The sequence below is a fragment of the Streptomyces sp. NPDC051563 genome (assembly GCF_044454225.1).
GTDB lineage: Bacteria > Actinomycetota > Actinomycetes > Streptomycetales > Streptomycetaceae > Streptomyces.
Genome location: NZ_JBITDL010000054.1, coordinates 20,182 through 34,682, shown reverse-complemented (window position 1 = coordinate 34,682; position 14,501 = coordinate 20,182). Strand labels below are relative to the sequence as shown.

Here is a 14,501-nt window from a genome sequence, read left to right as displayed (position 1 = left end):
CCCGCGGAGGCGGGTACCGAAGCGCTGCGCGCTTCGGACTGAGCCCCTTCGCTGCGCTCAGGGGGGGGCACTTCGCGCCCCAAAGCCCCGCCTTCGGCGAGGGGTTCTTCCGCTTCGCTTCAGAACTGGCCGCCTTTGGCGCCTAAGGGATACCGAAGCGCTGCGCGCTTCGCACTGAACTGCTTCGCGGCTCGGAGGTCGGCCTTCGGCGGCTGCCTTCCGCTTCGCTTCAGGCCTTGGAGGCCAAAGGCCCCCAAGCGGGTACCCAAGCACTGCGCGCCTAGGACTGAACCCCTTCGCTGGGAGGCAGGTTCCTGAGCGCTGCGCGCTCAGTACTTGTTTGCGATCCCGTGATTTGGCTGGTCTGACGGCCTAGTCTGGTGGGGTGTCTGCTGCCACTGGCCGGGTTGGTGAGCGTCGGTGCCGGGGGTGTGATGAGGCTCTGGCGCCGGAGTCCGGTCCGGGTACGGTGTTCTGCTCGTCAGCCTGTCGCTCCAGGTCATGGCGTCGCCACCAGAGGTTGCGAAAGCGTCTGGCAGCCGTGCGGGACGGCGCCGGCGTGACGGAGTGCACCGTCTGCGGAGCCCGGTGGATCGCCGGGTTGGATCGGCGGTCGAACGCTATGTACTGCTCGGGGCGGTGCAAGGTGAGGGCCTGGAGGGCCCGGAACGAATCGTTCGGCGAACGGTCACAGTAACCGCAGTGCGAACGCCCATACGGTCACGCTATGTCCACGTCCAACTCCGTTCAATTCCACGAAGTTTGTTGCGATCAGCGGTTTTCCGGTCTGACGCTGTGAGGGCAGCGGACCGCGTTCCGTCACGGTCTTGAGACCCGTGCCCGGTCTGCTCGGGGTGGTGAAAGCCAATGCCCGAAAATCACATCGAGGTCGGAAGCGTCAGCCAACAGCGATACGAACAGATCGTCGCTGAGCTGCGTGAAGTGGTCGAGCAGCAGTCCCGGGGGTCGTTCGTCATCGGAGACCGCGCCCTGGAGATCGAGCCGATGCGTGAGGTCGGCGGAGGGACCGCGGGCGAGAGGACTCCGGTCGTCCGTGACTCGCTGACCAGGCTGGCGGAGGACATCGGGTTGTCCTTCAGCGCGGTCAAGAACGCCCGGTCCACCGCCTCGCGGTGGCCCAGGGAACATCGCAGGCCGGACGTTTCGTTCAAGGTCCACCGACTGCTGGCCCAGATCGAGGACGAGGACGAGCGGTTTACCGCGATCTGCAACCCGCCCGTGGGCAAGACCCGTTGGACGGCCGATGAGGCCAGCCGCCGGGTCGGCAACCGGGTGGAGTACCCCATCTCGCCGGAGGAGAAGGCCAGCGCGATTTACGACCTGGCCCGCGACGAGCAGGTGGCCGCGGCGGTAACCACCGAGCTCCTGCGCCGGCCGGCGGTGGCAGCGCAGGTCAGCGCCGAGGACAAGATCCGGGCCGTGGAGGAATTGACCCGCGACGAAGGCGTCGCCGCGGCGGTGACCACCGGTCTTCTGAAGCGCCCGGCAGTGACTGCCCAGGTCAGCCGGGAGGACAGGGTCCGGGTCGTGGAAGAGCTGACCCGCGACGAGTCGGTGGCCACCGAGGTCACCACCGGGCTCCTGCGCCGGCCGGACGTCGCGTTCAAGGCGATGTCCGATGACCGGGCCCGCCACGAGGTCAATCATGCCCAGGTCGAGCGGGGCCGCCAGGCCCGCGAGCACTTCGAACGCACCAGCCCGGTCGCGCCGGCGGTCCGCCATATCGAGCGGACCATGGAGTTCATGGACCTGGTCACGGCCTGCCACTCCTTCGTCGCCGCGGCCGGGAGGGCGGTTCCGGGGCTGCGGGACCGCCACCTCGGCGAGGACGAGAAGACGATCGTCCACGAGAACGTAGCCCGCGTCCGCGCGACCCTCGACTGGATCGAAACAGCGGTCGACACAGGCAAGGTCGACGTCGACGGCGAACTCGCCCGTCTCCTGAGCGGCCAGTAGCCATGCCCCGCGCCTCCCGGCGCCGGGGCCAGGCCGCCCAGCGGCACGCTGACACACTCCGCTTCATCCTCTTCGAGGCCCGCCCGGCGGGCCTGCTCTTCCATCAGATCGTCACGGCCAGCGAACTTTCACCCAGCCAGGTACGGGCAGGACTCGCCACGCTCCGCGACATCATCGCCGCCAACAACTGGCCGCCACTGATCTGGACCAGGGCCGACGGCTACCAGCTCGGAGCCGAACGAGCAGCCCTGGAAGCCTATGAACGGACGGTGATCAACGAGAAGCTCACCGCGTTCCGACGGTTCATCACCGGAACCGTCGCCCCCCATGCCGCCGCCCACCCGGGCGACAAGTGGGTACGGCACATCGTTGCCCAGCTCAACTCCATCGAATCCACCCTCGACATCATCGCAACCGCCTGATCAACCCTCGGGGGGGGGGGGGGGGGGGGGGGGGGGGGGGGGGGGGGGGGGCGGGCGCGGGGCCGGGGGGGGGGGGGGGCCGCCCCCCCCCCCCCCCCCCCCCCCCCCCCCCCCCCGCCCCCGTTTCCGAGGACACCCGGGAGACCCTGATGCGCCACCGCCGCTATCCCTCGGACACCACCGACGCCGAGTGGGCTCTGATCGAACCCCTCCTGCCCGCCCCGGCCTGGCAGACCGAGACCGGTGGGGCCCCGGAGAAACACCCCCGACGGGAGATCGTCGACGCGATCCGCTACGTCGTCGACACCGGCTGCAAATGGAGAGCCCTCCCAGCCGACTACCCGCCATGGCGCACGGTCTGGGGCTTCATGGCGAGATGGACCGCGACCGGCGTCGTCGGGCAGATCCGTGACGACCTGCGCGGACGCATCCGTCGTGACATGGGCAAAGGGCCCAGAGCGGTTGCGACCGTGATCGATTCCCAGAGCGTCAAGGCCGCCGAGACCGTCGGCAAAGCCTCCCGCGGCTATGACGCCGCCAAAAAGATCAACGGCCGCAAAAGGCACATCGTCGTCGACACACGCGGCCTCCCGCTGCTGGTCATCGTCACACCCGCCGACATGACCGACCGCGATGCCGCCAAGGAGGTCCTCTTCCGGCTCCGGCTCATGCACCCCGAGATCACCATCGTCTGGGCCGACTCCGCCTACGCCGGCCAGCTCGTCACCTGGGCAAAAAGGTACCTCCGCCTCACCATCAAAACGGTCAGCCGCCCCAAGGACGCCACCGGCTTCGTCGTTCTCCCGCGCCGCTGGGTCGTCGAGCGAACGCTGGCCTGGCTGATGCACGCCCGCCGCCACGCACGCGACTACGAACGGCTTGTCCAGCACTCCGAAGCCCTCATCACCTGGGCCGCCATCACCCTCATGACCCGCCGCATCACCCAAAAGGGGAAACCCCTCACGGGTCGGCCCCTCGCGGCTCAGTCCCCGGCCTCTGCAGCCTGAGCCGGCGTCACCAGCCCGGATCACTTCCACCCTCAACCAGGAGTACTTCTCCTGTCTCTGTGGATCAACCACACCATGACAGGCACCCCAACCAGCGAGGACGGAAGAATCTGAAACGGTGGGGGCAACGCCACCACCCCAATGACCGCGGTGACGACGGCAACAGCCAGCACCGCGACCATCAGACGCGGCTTGCGACGCAGACGGCCCCCCACCTCGCCTACCGTCTCGCCCACGGCACCAGCACCCCCAGCCATGCCCACGACGTCCACCGCAATCCGACTGCTCGCGAGCGCATTCGCCTCCAGAGAGTCGATCCAGTATTTACGCAGAACAGCCAGTTTCCGCTCGAAGTCGACGTCACCTTCACGGCTGGAGAAGGTGCCGGGTATCGCGACCGACCGACGACGGGCACGACGGGCGCGCAGCTCCCACCAAAGGCCCCCACGTGTGTGGTGGCTCTTCTTCTCGATCTCGGTGATCTCACTCCACGGGATCGAGCGCTGGCTGACGAACGTACGGAACTCCATCCGCTCAGACGTCAGCAGCGTCCTGCCGTATGCACGGTTGGCCAGATGAAGAACCCCAGCCAGCCAGAACGCGGTGATGATGCCAGCCCACGACCAACGCCCGGCCCCCGAGGATTCCGGTCCTGCCGACAGCATGATCGCGGCCGCTACCCCTGCCCAGACCGAGGTCAGAAACCCCGTCCACACCCAGGTGCTGCGTCGGTTTGAAGCATCCAGGCTGATCCATATCTCTGGCATGCCCAGATGCTATGAACCCCTGTCCGCGTTGCACAGTCCGGATGAAGGACTCCCTGTCCGGCTGTCGTGGACGGGTCATAAACAGGTACCAAAACGGCGCCTACTCATGGTCTCCGCTTCCTCATCCATGATGTGTCCTCCCCGCTGTGTCCCAGAGATCCCGCTTCCCAAGCACGCGCATCACGGCGGGCATCACGCACATCCCGCCACATAGCTGTTCCGTCGCGAACGCGACTCCTGCTCCGTCGCGCTCTCCAGTCGACCCAGCAGGCGAGCGCGAGAATGACGATGAGAGGCACCAGGAAGAACCACATGGCCGCATCGTGTCGCGGCTCAGCCAGACCAGCCAGGCCAGGGCAGTGACCAATCACGCGAACTCAATTGCTGTAACTGGGTCTTGACACGCCCTGCTCGGGATCCGCCTGCACCTTGAGGATCGGAAACAGGTACTCAGGAACGAACGGCCTCGCTGCGCTCGGCCGGGGCCCTTCGGGCCGAGCTCTCCGCTTCGCTCCGAGCTATAGCCGGCCTTCAGCCGGAGTCCTTCGCTTCGCTTCGGACATGGTTCTGGTTCCGCTGCGCTCCACCAGAGCGGGGCCAGCCTCGCCGGCCTCAGGAGGTCCCGCGCTCCGCGCGGGAGGGGACCCCGTTTCACGGGGTCCGGGCCTACAGCCTGTCGGGTGTCCGCTTCGCTCCCACCCTCAGTCCTATTCGGCTCCGCCTCCAGGACCACAGCCCGCTTCGCAGGCAGCTGACCATAGAAGGAGGGCTGCAGGGGAAACGTCAGAGGAAGAGGCCGACCACTCCCACCAGTGCGATGAGGCAGCCGATCCCGATGACGGTCCGCCGGCTCATATCCCTCAACGGAACACCCCCTGCAGCCATGCCCCAGGACTCGCCTTGATAGGAGTCCTTGTAGCGGGACCCCGCCATGGCGAAGAACAACCCGAACGCTATGAGCACCACACTCACGACAACAGGCACCGAAGGGTCCTCTTTCCATGGGCCTCCCCTCTGTGCTGTGTCAGGCAGGATGTGCAGCCTGACGGCCTGCCGCAGCATCAAAGAGGGGCTTGCGGGAAGCTCAGGCTTCTTGCGGGTGGCCGCCGTCGCCTTCGACCACAAGGCGGTCGCTCTCGGACCCTCCATCGCGTTCAGCGATGGTGACGTCGACCCGGCCGTCACCGGTGGTGTCGAACTGGTAGAGGTCGGCCTTTCCATCACCAGTGGTGTCGATCATCCACACATCCGGCTTACCGTCACCGTTCGCGTCAGCACTCAGGACGACATGGTGCTCGTGACCCTGGGTCTCGATCACTTCTTCACCAGCATTCGTTGTTATGTCCATGACGGCCGGATGCCCCCACCTGAAGAGACGAAACGAGCACCAACCCGCCCTGCCCGAGGAGCATCACTCCCCTCCACTCATCCCAAGCAAAGGACCACCGACCCCTGGTCTCCCGGACCACTCTGCCGTCCTACGCAACAGCGGCCGTTGGGCGGGTCCGCTCCGCTCCCCCACTCGCGTCCTTCCGGCTTCGCCTCCAGGACCAGCTGGCAGCAGCCAGGGGGCTGTCTGGTCGAGCGTGATCACCCATCCGCCGGTCCCAGCATGCGCAGGCGGGCCGGTCTGATCAACCTCGGGAGAGCTGACCCTCTGCATCTTCAAGGAGCTGTCGAAGTGACCCGTACCCACCGCATCCTCGCCGCCACCCTTACCGCCTGCGCCACCCTTACCGCAGCCGCCCCGGCCCTCGCGGCCCCCGCCCAGGCAGCCGTCCCCGGCACCTTCATCAAAACGGTCAGCTTCGGCCCCAACTGCCCCGGACACTCCAGCATCCTCAGCGATGACCGCCGAACCCTCACCGTGGCCTTCGACGGCTTCGACGCCGCGGTCGGCCCGACCACCCCCATCACCGAACGACGCAAGAACTGCGCCGTCACCCTCAACATGAACACCCCCCTCCTCACCAGCTACACCGTCAACACCACCATCAACGGCTTCGCACAGATCCCCGCCGGAGCCACCGGACACATCGACAACACCACCTCCGCCAACCTCACCCCCAGCAACGTCAACCGGGCATTCCCCGCCGGCACCACCGGCGAGTACACCAAAACCTTCACCACCCCCTCCCTCCTCCCCGGCGCCGGCTCCACCCAGCCCGCCACCATCAACACCATCGCCAACCTCACCGGCCCGACCACCAACGACGGCATCCTCAGCGTCGACACCATCGACTTCAAGATCAACTAACCCCCGGAGAGCCCCCCGCCCTCACACTGCATGCCCCCACCAACCCCAAGCGGTGGGGGCACACCCATGCCCCCAAGCGGGTACCTGAGCGCTGCGCGCTCAGGACTGAACGGCCTCGCCGCGCTCGGCCGAGGCCCTTCGGGCCCGGCTCTTCGGGCCGGAGTCCTGCGCTTCGCTTCGGACTGGGTCTGTTCCGCTGCGCTCCACCAGAGGAGGCCGGCTTCGCCGGCCTCAGGTGCTCCCGCGCGGAGCGCGGGAGGTGATCCCGTTTCACGGGGTCCGGGGCTCCGGCCCATTGGGCGGGTCCGCTCCGCTCCCCCACCCGCGTCCTTCCGGCTCCGTCTCCAGGGCCAAGGCCCGCGACGCGGGCCGGCTAGCAGCAACAGGGGCGGGGCATGCCCGTCCGGGTGGGTGCTGCCTCTTCACTCCCCGTGCCGCGGTCTTTCTAGCTGGCGCCCTGGGTGTTCAAAGCGGCTGTCAGATACCGCATCGAAGCCGGGGCGCACCCGATCAGCACCACAGCATCAGCATCTCGGCACTCGGCCACCTGCCAGCCGTGCTGCACCAACCGGGAATCCGTACTGCTTCTCGACCGGATCCGAACCAGCTCCCACTGCGCTGCGGGAAGTGGACCTCGGTGAAGGTCCCTGAATTCCGTCGGCGAGGCATGGAGCCTGGAACGCGTAGCCCAGAGGAAGACCAACGCCTCATCCCGGCAGTACGGACGGTCACCAAGGACGCAGGCAACGAAACCCACCTCCGCCCCCTCCGCGAAACTCCGAGCCTTTCTCCTGGCCCTGCGGCTCTCATGACCCCAAGTCAGCAGACCGCCGGAAACGAGCTCCAGCAAGAAACCCAGCACCCGTCACCCCCGTCACCCCCGTCGGCCTCCACCCTCCAGCTGCAATCCAAACAGGCGCAACCAAAGACCACACTCCTCCCCAAGGAGGAGCGCAGGACACGGTCCTCTACTCGCACAGCAGGAGGAAGACTCCCCCCTGCTGTGGGTGCTTCATTCTGTTGTCCGGATAGACTTAGGAATCCGGGCAAAGTGCCACACCAGGCGGACGCCCCAGGCGAACGGCTGCAGGGCCTCAGCGCGGAGGCTGAAGCTCGCGCAGGCCGTTGTGCGGCGGCAGCCATGCCTTCTTCCGCCTGGCGATGGTCTTCCGCGTGTGCGGAACAGGCGGGGAGGCCAGGCCGCGGCGTGGCCCGTTTCTTCGGGCATCGCCGTGTGACGGGCGGGGGCTATCCGCGTCTGGGGGTTCTGACCACTCGGCCGTCCTTTACGAAGAGCCTCACCCGCTGTTCCCTGAAGTCCATCGTCACCATGCTGCCTTCGGGGACCACCTGGACCTCGGTCTGCGGGGACTCCGCCAGGATCTGCCGACGGGCCTCCTGTGCCGGGCTGCCCTTGAGGTCCGGCCACTCGCTCTTCGCGCTCACGAGCTGCTGTCGATGCCGGTGACGGCCGGAGATCCGAGGGGGGCTTCTGAGGCCGAGAGGCCCGCTTCCTTCAGGGCCGCGGTGACGATCCTCAGGGCGTCGAGCTCCGCCTCGTACTTGTCGGGGGCCTCCACCTCGAGCCGGACGGAGAACCTGCCGTCCTCGTCGAGGGTGAGGAGGCGCAGCCCCTCGCTCTCGATGACCTCCGTGTGCCGCGATGCCAGCTTCCGTTCGATGACGGAGTGGGTGGATTCGGCGACGTCCGACACGAACGTTCCGGGGACCGTGATGACGAAGCTGGTCACGGCGACTCCTCACATAGGGCGAAAATCCAGTGCCGTGCGGCTGCCCCCGATTCTTCATAATGAACGCGTACCGTGTCATCCGGGACGCGCGGGCGCGGGCCGCGGCATCAGCCGGTCCGCAGGCGGTGGCGTCGGGCAGAGCTTCCCGACGTGAGGTGCAGGGTGTACGCGCCGGGCTCGGCGGCCTCGTCCGCGAGGTGCTTCGGGACGACCTTGCAGACGGTCTCCTTGAGCTTCGCGCCCAGGACTCCGTCGATGTGGAACCACACGGCGGCGTCGAGGCGGTTGGCGAACTGGAAGATCCCCGCGTGCCGGCCCAGGCTGATGCACTGGGCCGCGAACGGCTGGTTGAGCGTCGCCGGCTGCTCCTCGGCGATCCGGGACAGGACGGTGTCGGCGGCGCGTGCGCCCATCGGCACGGCCGCCTGGCAGCTCATCCGCAGGGGCAGGCCCGACGGGGTCGCCGCGTCGCCGGCGGCGACGATGTGTACGTCGTCGACGCTGGTCAGGGTTTCGTCCGTGAGGAGGCGGCCCAGCGCGTCGGTGGTCAGGCCGCTGCGGGCGGCGAGGTCCGGTACGGCGAAGCCGGCGGTCCAGATGGTGACCGCGGCGGGCAGTGCGCGGCCGTCGGCGAGGTGGACGGTGTCCTCGGTCACCTCCGTCACCTCGGTGCCGGGGCCGTCGACGACGGTGACGCCGAGGCGGGCCAGCCGGGCCGCCACCGTGCGGCGGCCGCGGGCGTGGAGGTAGGGGCCCAGGACCCCGCCGCAGACGATGGTGACCGCCCGTCCCTGCTCGGCCAGTTCGGCAGCGGTCTCGATGCCCGTCGGGCCGGCGCCGACCACCGTGATCGTGGCCGTGGCGGGCGCGGCGTCCAGGACCGGGCGCAGGCGCAGTGCGTCTTCCAGGGTCGCGACAGGGTGGGCGTGCCGGTCCGCGCCGGGTACGGCGGGGGCGGCGCCGGAGCTGCCCACCGCGTAGATCAGGTAGTCGTAGGCGAGGGTGCCGCCCGAGGCCAGGGTGAGGGTGTGGGCGTCCTTGCCGATGTGCGTCACCGTGTCGACCACGAGGCGGACGTCTTCGGACAGGACGTCACCGTAGGCGATGACGGCGGCGTCGGAACCGCCGACGAGCTGGTGCAGACGGATCCGGTGGACGAAGTCCGGACGGGGGTTGACCAGGGTCACCGAGACGCCGCCGCGCCCGGTCAGGCGGTTCGCCGCCATGACGCCGGCGTATCCGCCGCCGATGACGACCACTTCGGTGTTCTCTGACTCGTTCATCGTGTGTCTCCAGCGCCTCGACGGGGTTCTGGGCACCAGACACCGGTGAGGCGGCCCCTGTGACAGGTTCCGCAGTGTGACCCGGGTCACGGGAGCGGGCGCGGGGCCCGTTCGGTCGCGGCGGGGAAGGTTCCCTTCGTCGGATCCTCAAAGTCGACCGCCGGCCATGCGTTTTCGCTAGGCTACCTTTCCCCTTAGAGTCGCTCGAGTCACTGAGGAGGTAGGAAAATGCCTGCTGACCTGTGGATTCGTCCCAGTGGCCGCTCAAGTGGAACCGCGCAGAACGCGCCCTCGGGGTCGCTTCTCGTCGCCGAGTGGTGTGCCGGCCGGGGTTGGCCGGTCCTCCCCCTCTCCCCGGGCAGGAAGACGCCGGCCGCCAACTGCCGGGAGTGCCGGCGTCCCGGCCACGACCGCCGGGTCTGTTCGTGCCGGACGGAGGGGCGCTGGTGTCACGGCTTCCATGCGGCGACCCTCGACAGGAGCCGGATACGTCAGTGGTGGTCAAAGCGCCCCGGCATGGGTGTGGCGGTCGCCTGCGGGCCGGCCGGTCTCGTGGTTCTCGACGTGGATGCGCACCGTGCTCCTCCCCCGCCCAGGAACGGGCTCCTTCCGGGCATCGCGATCGCGGACTCCGTGGACGTCTCGGAGATGACGACCGGTTTCCACACGCTCGCCGTTCTGGCAGCCCTGCGCAACCAGCCGAACCCCGCCGAGGACACCGGTACGCTGCGCGTGCGCACGCCCTCCGGGGGGCTTCACGTCTGGTACCGGGCGGCCGGTTCACGCCGCTGGCAGAGTTCCGTGGGCACCAGCGGCGGGCGGGCACTCGCCTGGCAGGTCGACGTGCGGGCCGACGGGGGGTACATCGTCGCACCGGGTACGACCACGTCGGCCGGCACGTACAGCCCGGTCGGCCCCGCGCGCGTCCCCGCACGGCTTCCTCCCTGGCTCGCCCAGGAGCTGGAGCGCACGCACCATCTTCCGGGCGGGCGCGTCCCGCCCGCCCGGGCGCTTCCCGCCCGCGCCCGGCAGGCGGTTGCCGCCGCGGGCGGTGGTGGCACCCCGGCGGCCAGGGCGCTGGCCGGGGTCATCGCCGAGGTGACCGGTTGCGCGGCGGTCCCGGAAGGGGCGGGCTTCTCGGAGAAGCTCAACCGGGCCGCCTACACGGCCGGAGGTCTGGCGGCGGCCGGCCACCTGTCCTTCGACGAAGCCGAGCGGCTCCTGCGCGCAGCGGCCGGCCTCGGCAGGCCCGGTCAGGAGCACCGGTGCGCCCAGATCATCCGCGGTGGTCTCGCCGCCGGATACCGTCACCCCTTGCATCCCGGGAGCCGCCGGTGACCAGCCCCCTCGGCGGGGAGGACCTCCTCCTCGGCTTCGACGCGCAGGCGATCGCGCAGCAGATCATCGCGTCGAACGCGGTTCCCGGGCCGGCTCCGGGCGGAAGGGGGCCGGCTTCGGCCGGGGGCCCCGCCGCCGTGCACGGTCTCCTACCGGACAGCCTCAGCGACCGGGGCAACGCCAAGCTCTTCGCGCGGGTGCACGCCTCCGACTTCCGGCACGTCCCGGGCCTGGGCTGGTACCGCTGGGACGGCGGGCACTGGCAGATGGACGAGGAGGACGCCGTCGTCTGGGCGGCGGGAGAGATCGGGGAGGAGATCGCGACCACCGATCCGCGCGGTGTCCACAGCGCGGAGGCGCTCAGGAGGCACAAGAGGCATTCTCTGAGCACCTCCGGCATCAACGCCACCCTCGCCCAGGCGAAGACGGCACCGGGCATGGTTCTCAGCGCCGCCCTCCTGGACGTCGACCCGTACGTCCTGTGCACTCCCGCGGGGGTGGTGGACCTGCGGACGGGAGCGGTGCGCGGCGCCGACCCCCACAAGGACTTCAACTCGCGTGCGACGTCGACGGGCCCCGCACCGATGCCCATTCCGAGGTTCGTCCGGTTCCTCAGGGACACCTTCGGCGACGACTGCGAAGGCACCGCGATGATCGGGTACGTGCAGTTGCTGCTCGGGTACTCGATCACCGGAGACGTCGGAGCTCAGGTGATGCCCTTCCTCTTCGGCCCCGGCAAGAACGGCAAGTCCGTCCTCCTCGATCTCTTCATGAAGCTCATGGGCGACTACGCGGACACCGCCCCGCCCGGTTTCCTGATGGCCCGGTCCCATGAGGGCCATCCGACCGATCTGACCGAGTTGCACGGCCGGCGCGTCATCATCTGCTCCGAGGTCAAGCCCGGCGACCGTTTCGACGAGGCCCGCGTGAAACACCTGACCGGTGGTGACCGGATCAAGGCCCGCCGGATGCGCCAGGACTTCTTCAGCTTCGAACCCACCCACAAGCTCTGGCTCCTGGGCAATCACCGACCCGAAGTCGGCACGGGCGGTTTCGCCTTCTGGCGCCGCATGCGGCTCGTCCCGTTCGAGCGCACGGTCTCCGACGACCGGAAGATCGACAACCTCGTCGACGTCCTGGTGGCGGAGGAGGGTCCCGGCATCCTGCACTGGCTGGTCGAAGGGGCCCGGCGCTATCTCGCCGGGGACAGGGACCTCACCGGTCCTGACAAGGTGCGCATCGCGACCACGGCGTACGCCGAGACCGAGGACCACACCGGACGCTTCTACACCGAGGCCTGCGTCCTGGGCCCCGGGGAGCGCACCGAGCAGAAGGCGCTCTACGAGGCCTACCGGTCGTGGTGCTCCCGAGAGGGCTCCGCTCCGGCCACCAACCGGGCGTTCGCCCAGCGGACACGGGAACTCGTGGGCCTGTCGTCACCGAAGGAGATGCTCCTGTCGAACTCGAGGAAGTTCTACGCCGGCGTCGGTCTGCTCGCCGCCGAGGAGAGGGCCTGAGCTCCCGGGACCGGGGCGTGCGGAGCGGCCCGACCCGCGGCTGTGCGGGCGGCCGGGAGGCGGGGGCGGTTTTCGTGGGTTCCGACAGGGCCGGCGGGTCGGGGAGTCGGGAGAGACTGCCGGGCAGGGGGGCTCGGTCCGGCTCGGCCGTCGGGCGGGGGCCGGCCCCTGACGTGGTGAACGTACGGGGGAGGACGACACGTGAGTGCGCAGCAGCAGTACGACGAGATCGGCGAGGCGTACGAGGGGTTCAAGGCCCTGCCCCTGGAGCAGTACGCGGTGGTGCCCGGGTTCCTGGCACTGGTCGGGGACGTGACGGGCAAGTCGGTGCTCGACCTCGCTTCCGGCACCGGCTTCTACAGCCGGGAACTCAAGCGGCGGGGCGCCGGCGACGTCCTGGGGATCGACGTGTCCGGCGAGATGGTGGCCGTGGCGCGGGCCATCGAGGAGCGCGATCCGCTGGGCGTGCGGTACGAGGTGGGTGACGCGGCCGAGCTGCGGGACTTCGAGGAGCCCTTCGACATCGGGCTGGCCGTGCAACTGCTCAACTACGCCTCCGACTTCGCCACCACGGAGCGGATGTGCCGCAACGTGCACCGAAGCCTGAAGCCCGGCGCCGACTTCTTCTTGCTCAACCAGTCGCCCGACTACCGGTTCGACGGCCCGACCCCGGAGAAGTACGGCTTCCGCACCGAGCTCACCGGCGCGCAGGTCGAGACCGGGCGGCAGGTGCGGACCATGGCGCTGCTCGACCCTCCGGTCTCCTTCGTCGCCAACCTCCCGCGCCGCGAGGTCTACGAGATCTGCCTGAAGGCCGCCGGATTCGGCGAGCTCACGTGGTTCCCGGTGAAGGTGTCGCAGAGCGGCGTGCAGCGGTTCGGCGCGGAGCACTGGGCCGACCTGGCCGACAACCCTCCGCTGGAGATGCTGCGCTGCCGCGCCTGACGGCGCGTAGGGCGCGGTGACGCGACGGCCCGGCCCCGGTGTCCCGGGGCCGGGCCGTCGGTGTTGCACCGGGTCAGGCCAGGGCGGTGACCAGCAGGGCGAAGGCGGCGACGATCACGGCGACGCGGACGTAGTGCCAGCGGTCCCAGGCGGCCATCTGCTCCTTCCAGTCCTCGGGGCGGTTCTCGGGGGTCCACGTCTTGCTCCGGTTGTTGATCGGGACGAGCAGCAGGACCGACATGACCACGCTCAGGATCAGCAGCGCACCGGCGGTGACGACCAGGCCGGCGCCGGGCCGGTCCCGGCCGGCGACGGCCCAGACCGAGGCGAGCGCGAGCGAGCCGATGTACCAGAACGGCATCAGGGCACCGAGCATCCGGCCGCCGTGGGCCCGGCCCAGCTGGCCGCTGTCCTCGGGCAGGGCGTTGAGGATCCGGTTGACGACGAAGGCGACGCAGAATTCCACCCCCACCATCACTCCGACGATCACAGTGGTGACGATCTCGAGTGCGTTGAGCATGACGGCCCTCCAGGACACTTTCTAGCGGCGCTAGATGATGGGGCAACGCTAACCTTCTGTCGCTCGATTGTCTAGCAGTGCTAGGATCGAATCATGTCGGTACAGGAACGCAAGGCACGCGAACGGGCGGACCGCGAACGTCTCATCGTGGCGACGGCCCGTGAACTCGCCGAACAGCAGGGCTGGGACGCGGTCACCACGCGCCGGCTCGCCGAGCGCATCGAATACAGCCAGCCGGTCCTCTACAGCCACTTCCGCGGCAAACGGGAGATCATCGGCGCCGTCGCCCTGGAAGGCGCCACCGAACTGGCCGCCGCGATGCGGGCCGCGTCCTCGGCCGCACACGGCACGCGCGGCCGGGTCACCGCCCTGGCCTGCGCCTACCTCGACTTCGCCGCGCGCAACCCGGCGCTCTACGACGCCGTCTTCCACCTCGACGGCGGCCTGGCCTTCGCGCGCGAGGACACCCCGGAGCCGCTGAAGGACGCCTTCGCCGCCCTGCTGGAGACCCTCGGCGAGGTCGCCGGGGACCGCGTGCACCCGGGGCTGTTCACCGAGGTGTTCTGGGCGTCCCTGCACGGGCTGGCGACCCTGGCCCGTGCGGGACGGCTGCCGCCTGAGGGCGGCGGACAGCGGGTGGAACTGCTGGTGGAACGGCTCGCCGGGCTCTGACCCGGCCCGGGCCGTCCCTTTCGGATCGTGCCGGGCCACACGATC

The 14,501-nt window shown here is 69.2% G+C and carries 15 protein-coding genes; 8 read left to right on the top strand and 7 right to left on the bottom strand.

Annotated features, from left to right (window positions below; genetic code table 11):
• The first annotated feature begins 867 nt into the window (after positions 1-867).
• The 3 genes from ACIA8F_RS37895 to ACIA8F_RS37885 all read left to right on the top strand — a co-directional run bounded on the left by ACIA8F_RS37895 (position 868) and on the right by ACIA8F_RS37885 (position 3,406).
• Positions 868-1,977: a DUF6192 family protein gene (locus ACIA8F_RS37895; protein WP_399385594.1), complete on the top strand. Its 1,110-nt coding sequence runs from the start codon at positions 868-870 to the stop codon at positions 1,975-1,977.
• Between the two features lie 2 nt (positions 1,978-1,979).
• Entirely contained in the window at positions 1,980-2,399 is a 420-nt protein-coding gene (locus ACIA8F_RS37890) for a RacP protein (RefSeq protein WP_399385593.1), read from the top strand.
• A gap of 149 nt (positions 2,400-2,548) precedes the next feature.
• Positions 2,549-3,406 carry an IS5 family transposase gene (locus ACIA8F_RS37885; RefSeq protein ID WP_399385592.1) on the top strand — a complete coding sequence of 286 codons (858 nt, stop codon included), beginning with the start codon at positions 2,549-2,551 and terminating at the stop codon, positions 3,404-3,406.
• Between the two features lie 32 nt (positions 3,407-3,438).
• Here the strand turns inward: ACIA8F_RS37885 and ACIA8F_RS37880 are convergent, their stop codons facing one another.
• The 3 genes from ACIA8F_RS37880 to ACIA8F_RS37870 all read right to left on the bottom strand — a co-directional run bounded on the left by ACIA8F_RS37880 (position 3,439) and on the right by ACIA8F_RS37870 (position 5,521).
• Complete coding sequence (locus tag ACIA8F_RS37880; protein ID WP_399385591.1) at positions 3,439-4,173, bottom strand: hypothetical protein; 735 nt, start codon at positions 4,171-4,173, stop codon at positions 3,439-3,441.
• A gap of 783 nt (positions 4,174-4,956) precedes the next feature.
• Positions 4,957-5,136 carry a hypothetical protein gene (locus tag ACIA8F_RS37875; protein ID WP_399385590.1) on the bottom strand — a complete coding sequence of 60 codons (180 nt, stop codon included), beginning with the start codon at positions 5,134-5,136 and terminating at the stop codon, positions 4,957-4,959.
• Positions 5,137-5,257: 121 nt separating this feature from the next.
• Complete coding sequence (locus tag ACIA8F_RS37870) at positions 5,258-5,521, bottom strand: hypothetical protein (RefSeq protein ID WP_399385589.1); 264 nt, start codon at positions 5,519-5,521, stop codon at positions 5,258-5,260.
• 333 nt (positions 5,522-5,854) lie between these two features.
• Here ACIA8F_RS37870 and ACIA8F_RS37865 point away from each other — a divergent pair, with 333 nt between their 5' ends.
• A complete protein-coding gene (locus ACIA8F_RS37865; RefSeq protein ID WP_399385588.1) occupies positions 5,855-6,430 on the top strand; it encodes a DUF4360 domain-containing protein in 576 nt (191 codons plus the stop codon).
• A gap of 1,248 nt (positions 6,431-7,678) precedes the next feature.
• On the opposite strand, the gene ACIA8F_RS37860 is transcribed toward ACIA8F_RS37865, so the two are convergent.
• The 3 genes from ACIA8F_RS37860 to ACIA8F_RS37850 all read right to left on the bottom strand — a co-directional run bounded on the left by ACIA8F_RS37860 (position 7,679) and on the right by ACIA8F_RS37850 (position 9,464).
• On the bottom strand, positions 7,679-7,876 hold the full coding sequence (locus ACIA8F_RS37860) for a serine protease inhibitor (RefSeq protein ID WP_399385587.1): 198 nt from the start codon (positions 7,874-7,876) through the stop codon (positions 7,679-7,681).
• Positions 7,873-8,181 (bottom strand): hypothetical protein, encoded by a 309-nt coding sequence (locus ACIA8F_RS37855; RefSeq protein ID WP_399385586.1) that lies wholly within the window; start codon positions 8,179-8,181, stop codon positions 7,873-7,875. The genes ACIA8F_RS37860 and ACIA8F_RS37855 overlap by 4 nt, the downstream gene beginning before the upstream one ends.
• Before the next feature lie 107 nt (positions 8,182-8,288).
• Positions 8,289-9,464: an NAD(P)/FAD-dependent oxidoreductase gene (locus ACIA8F_RS37850; protein WP_399385585.1), complete on the bottom strand. Its 1,176-nt coding sequence runs from the start codon at positions 9,462-9,464 to the stop codon at positions 8,289-8,291.
• A gap of 228 nt (positions 9,465-9,692) precedes the next feature.
• On the opposite strand from ACIA8F_RS37850, the gene ACIA8F_RS37845 reads away from it, so the two are divergent.
• From ACIA8F_RS37845 to ACIA8F_RS37835, 3 genes are all read left to right on the top strand, one after another.
• Positions 9,693-10,802 carry a bifunctional DNA primase/polymerase gene (locus ACIA8F_RS37845; RefSeq protein WP_399385584.1) on the top strand — a complete coding sequence of 370 codons (1,110 nt, stop codon included), beginning with the start codon at positions 9,693-9,695 and terminating at the stop codon, positions 10,800-10,802.
• On the top strand, positions 10,799-12,319 hold the full coding sequence (locus tag ACIA8F_RS37840) for a phage/plasmid primase, P4 family (RefSeq protein ID WP_399385583.1): 1,521 nt from the start codon (positions 10,799-10,801) through the stop codon (positions 12,317-12,319). Before ACIA8F_RS37845 ends, ACIA8F_RS37840 begins: the two co-directional genes overlap by 4 nt.
• 201 nt (positions 12,320-12,520) lie before the next feature.
• Positions 12,521-13,264 carry a class I SAM-dependent methyltransferase gene (locus ACIA8F_RS37835; RefSeq protein ID WP_399385582.1) on the top strand — a complete coding sequence of 248 codons (744 nt, stop codon included), beginning with the start codon at positions 12,521-12,523 and terminating at the stop codon, positions 13,262-13,264.
• Between the two features lie 73 nt (positions 13,265-13,337).
• Here the strand turns inward: ACIA8F_RS37835 and ACIA8F_RS37830 are convergent, their stop codons facing one another.
• Positions 13,338-13,784: an anthrone oxygenase family protein gene (locus tag ACIA8F_RS37830; RefSeq protein ID WP_399385581.1), complete on the bottom strand. Its 447-nt coding sequence runs from the start codon at positions 13,782-13,784 to the stop codon at positions 13,338-13,340.
• A gap of 93 nt (positions 13,785-13,877) precedes the next feature.
• Here ACIA8F_RS37830 and ACIA8F_RS37825 point away from each other — a divergent pair, with 93 nt between their 5' ends.
• Entirely contained in the window at positions 13,878-14,456 is a 579-nt protein-coding gene (locus tag ACIA8F_RS37825; RefSeq protein WP_399385580.1) for a TetR/AcrR family transcriptional regulator, read from the top strand.
• The last annotated feature ends 45 nt before the right edge of the window (positions 14,457-14,501 follow it).

Bases quoted from the DNA above. Each gene is read 5' to 3' on its own strand.
- ACIA8F_RS37895 (WP_399385594.1), top strand. From the start codon at position 868: ATGCCCGAAAATCACATCGAGGTCGGAAGCGTCAGCCAACAGCGATAC.
- ACIA8F_RS37890 (WP_399385593.1), top strand. From the start codon at position 1,980: ATGCCCCGCGCCTCCCGGCGCCGGGGCCAGGCCGCCCAGCGGCACGCT.
- ACIA8F_RS37885 (WP_399385592.1), top strand. From the start codon at position 2,549: ATGCGCCACCGCCGCTATCCCTCGGACACCACCGACGCCGAGTGGGCT.
- ACIA8F_RS37880 (WP_399385591.1), bottom strand. From the start codon at position 4,173: ATGCCAGAGATATGGATCAGCCTGGATGCTTCAAACCGACGCAGCACC.
- ACIA8F_RS37870 (WP_399385589.1), bottom strand. From the start codon at position 5,521: ATGGACATAACAACGAATGCTGGTGAAGAAGTGATCGAGACCCAGGGT.
- ACIA8F_RS37850 (WP_399385585.1), bottom strand. From the start codon at position 9,464: ATGAACGAGTCAGAGAACACCGAAGTGGTCGTCATCGGCGGCGGATAC.
- ACIA8F_RS37845 (WP_399385584.1), top strand. From the start codon at position 9,693: ATGCCTGCTGACCTGTGGATTCGTCCCAGTGGCCGCTCAAGTGGAACC.
- ACIA8F_RS37830 (WP_399385581.1), bottom strand. From the start codon at position 13,784: ATGCTCAACGCACTCGAGATCGTCACCACTGTGATCGTCGGAGTGATG.
- ACIA8F_RS37825 (WP_399385580.1), top strand. From the start codon at position 13,878: ATGTCGGTACAGGAACGCAAGGCACGCGAACGGGCGGACCGCGAACGT.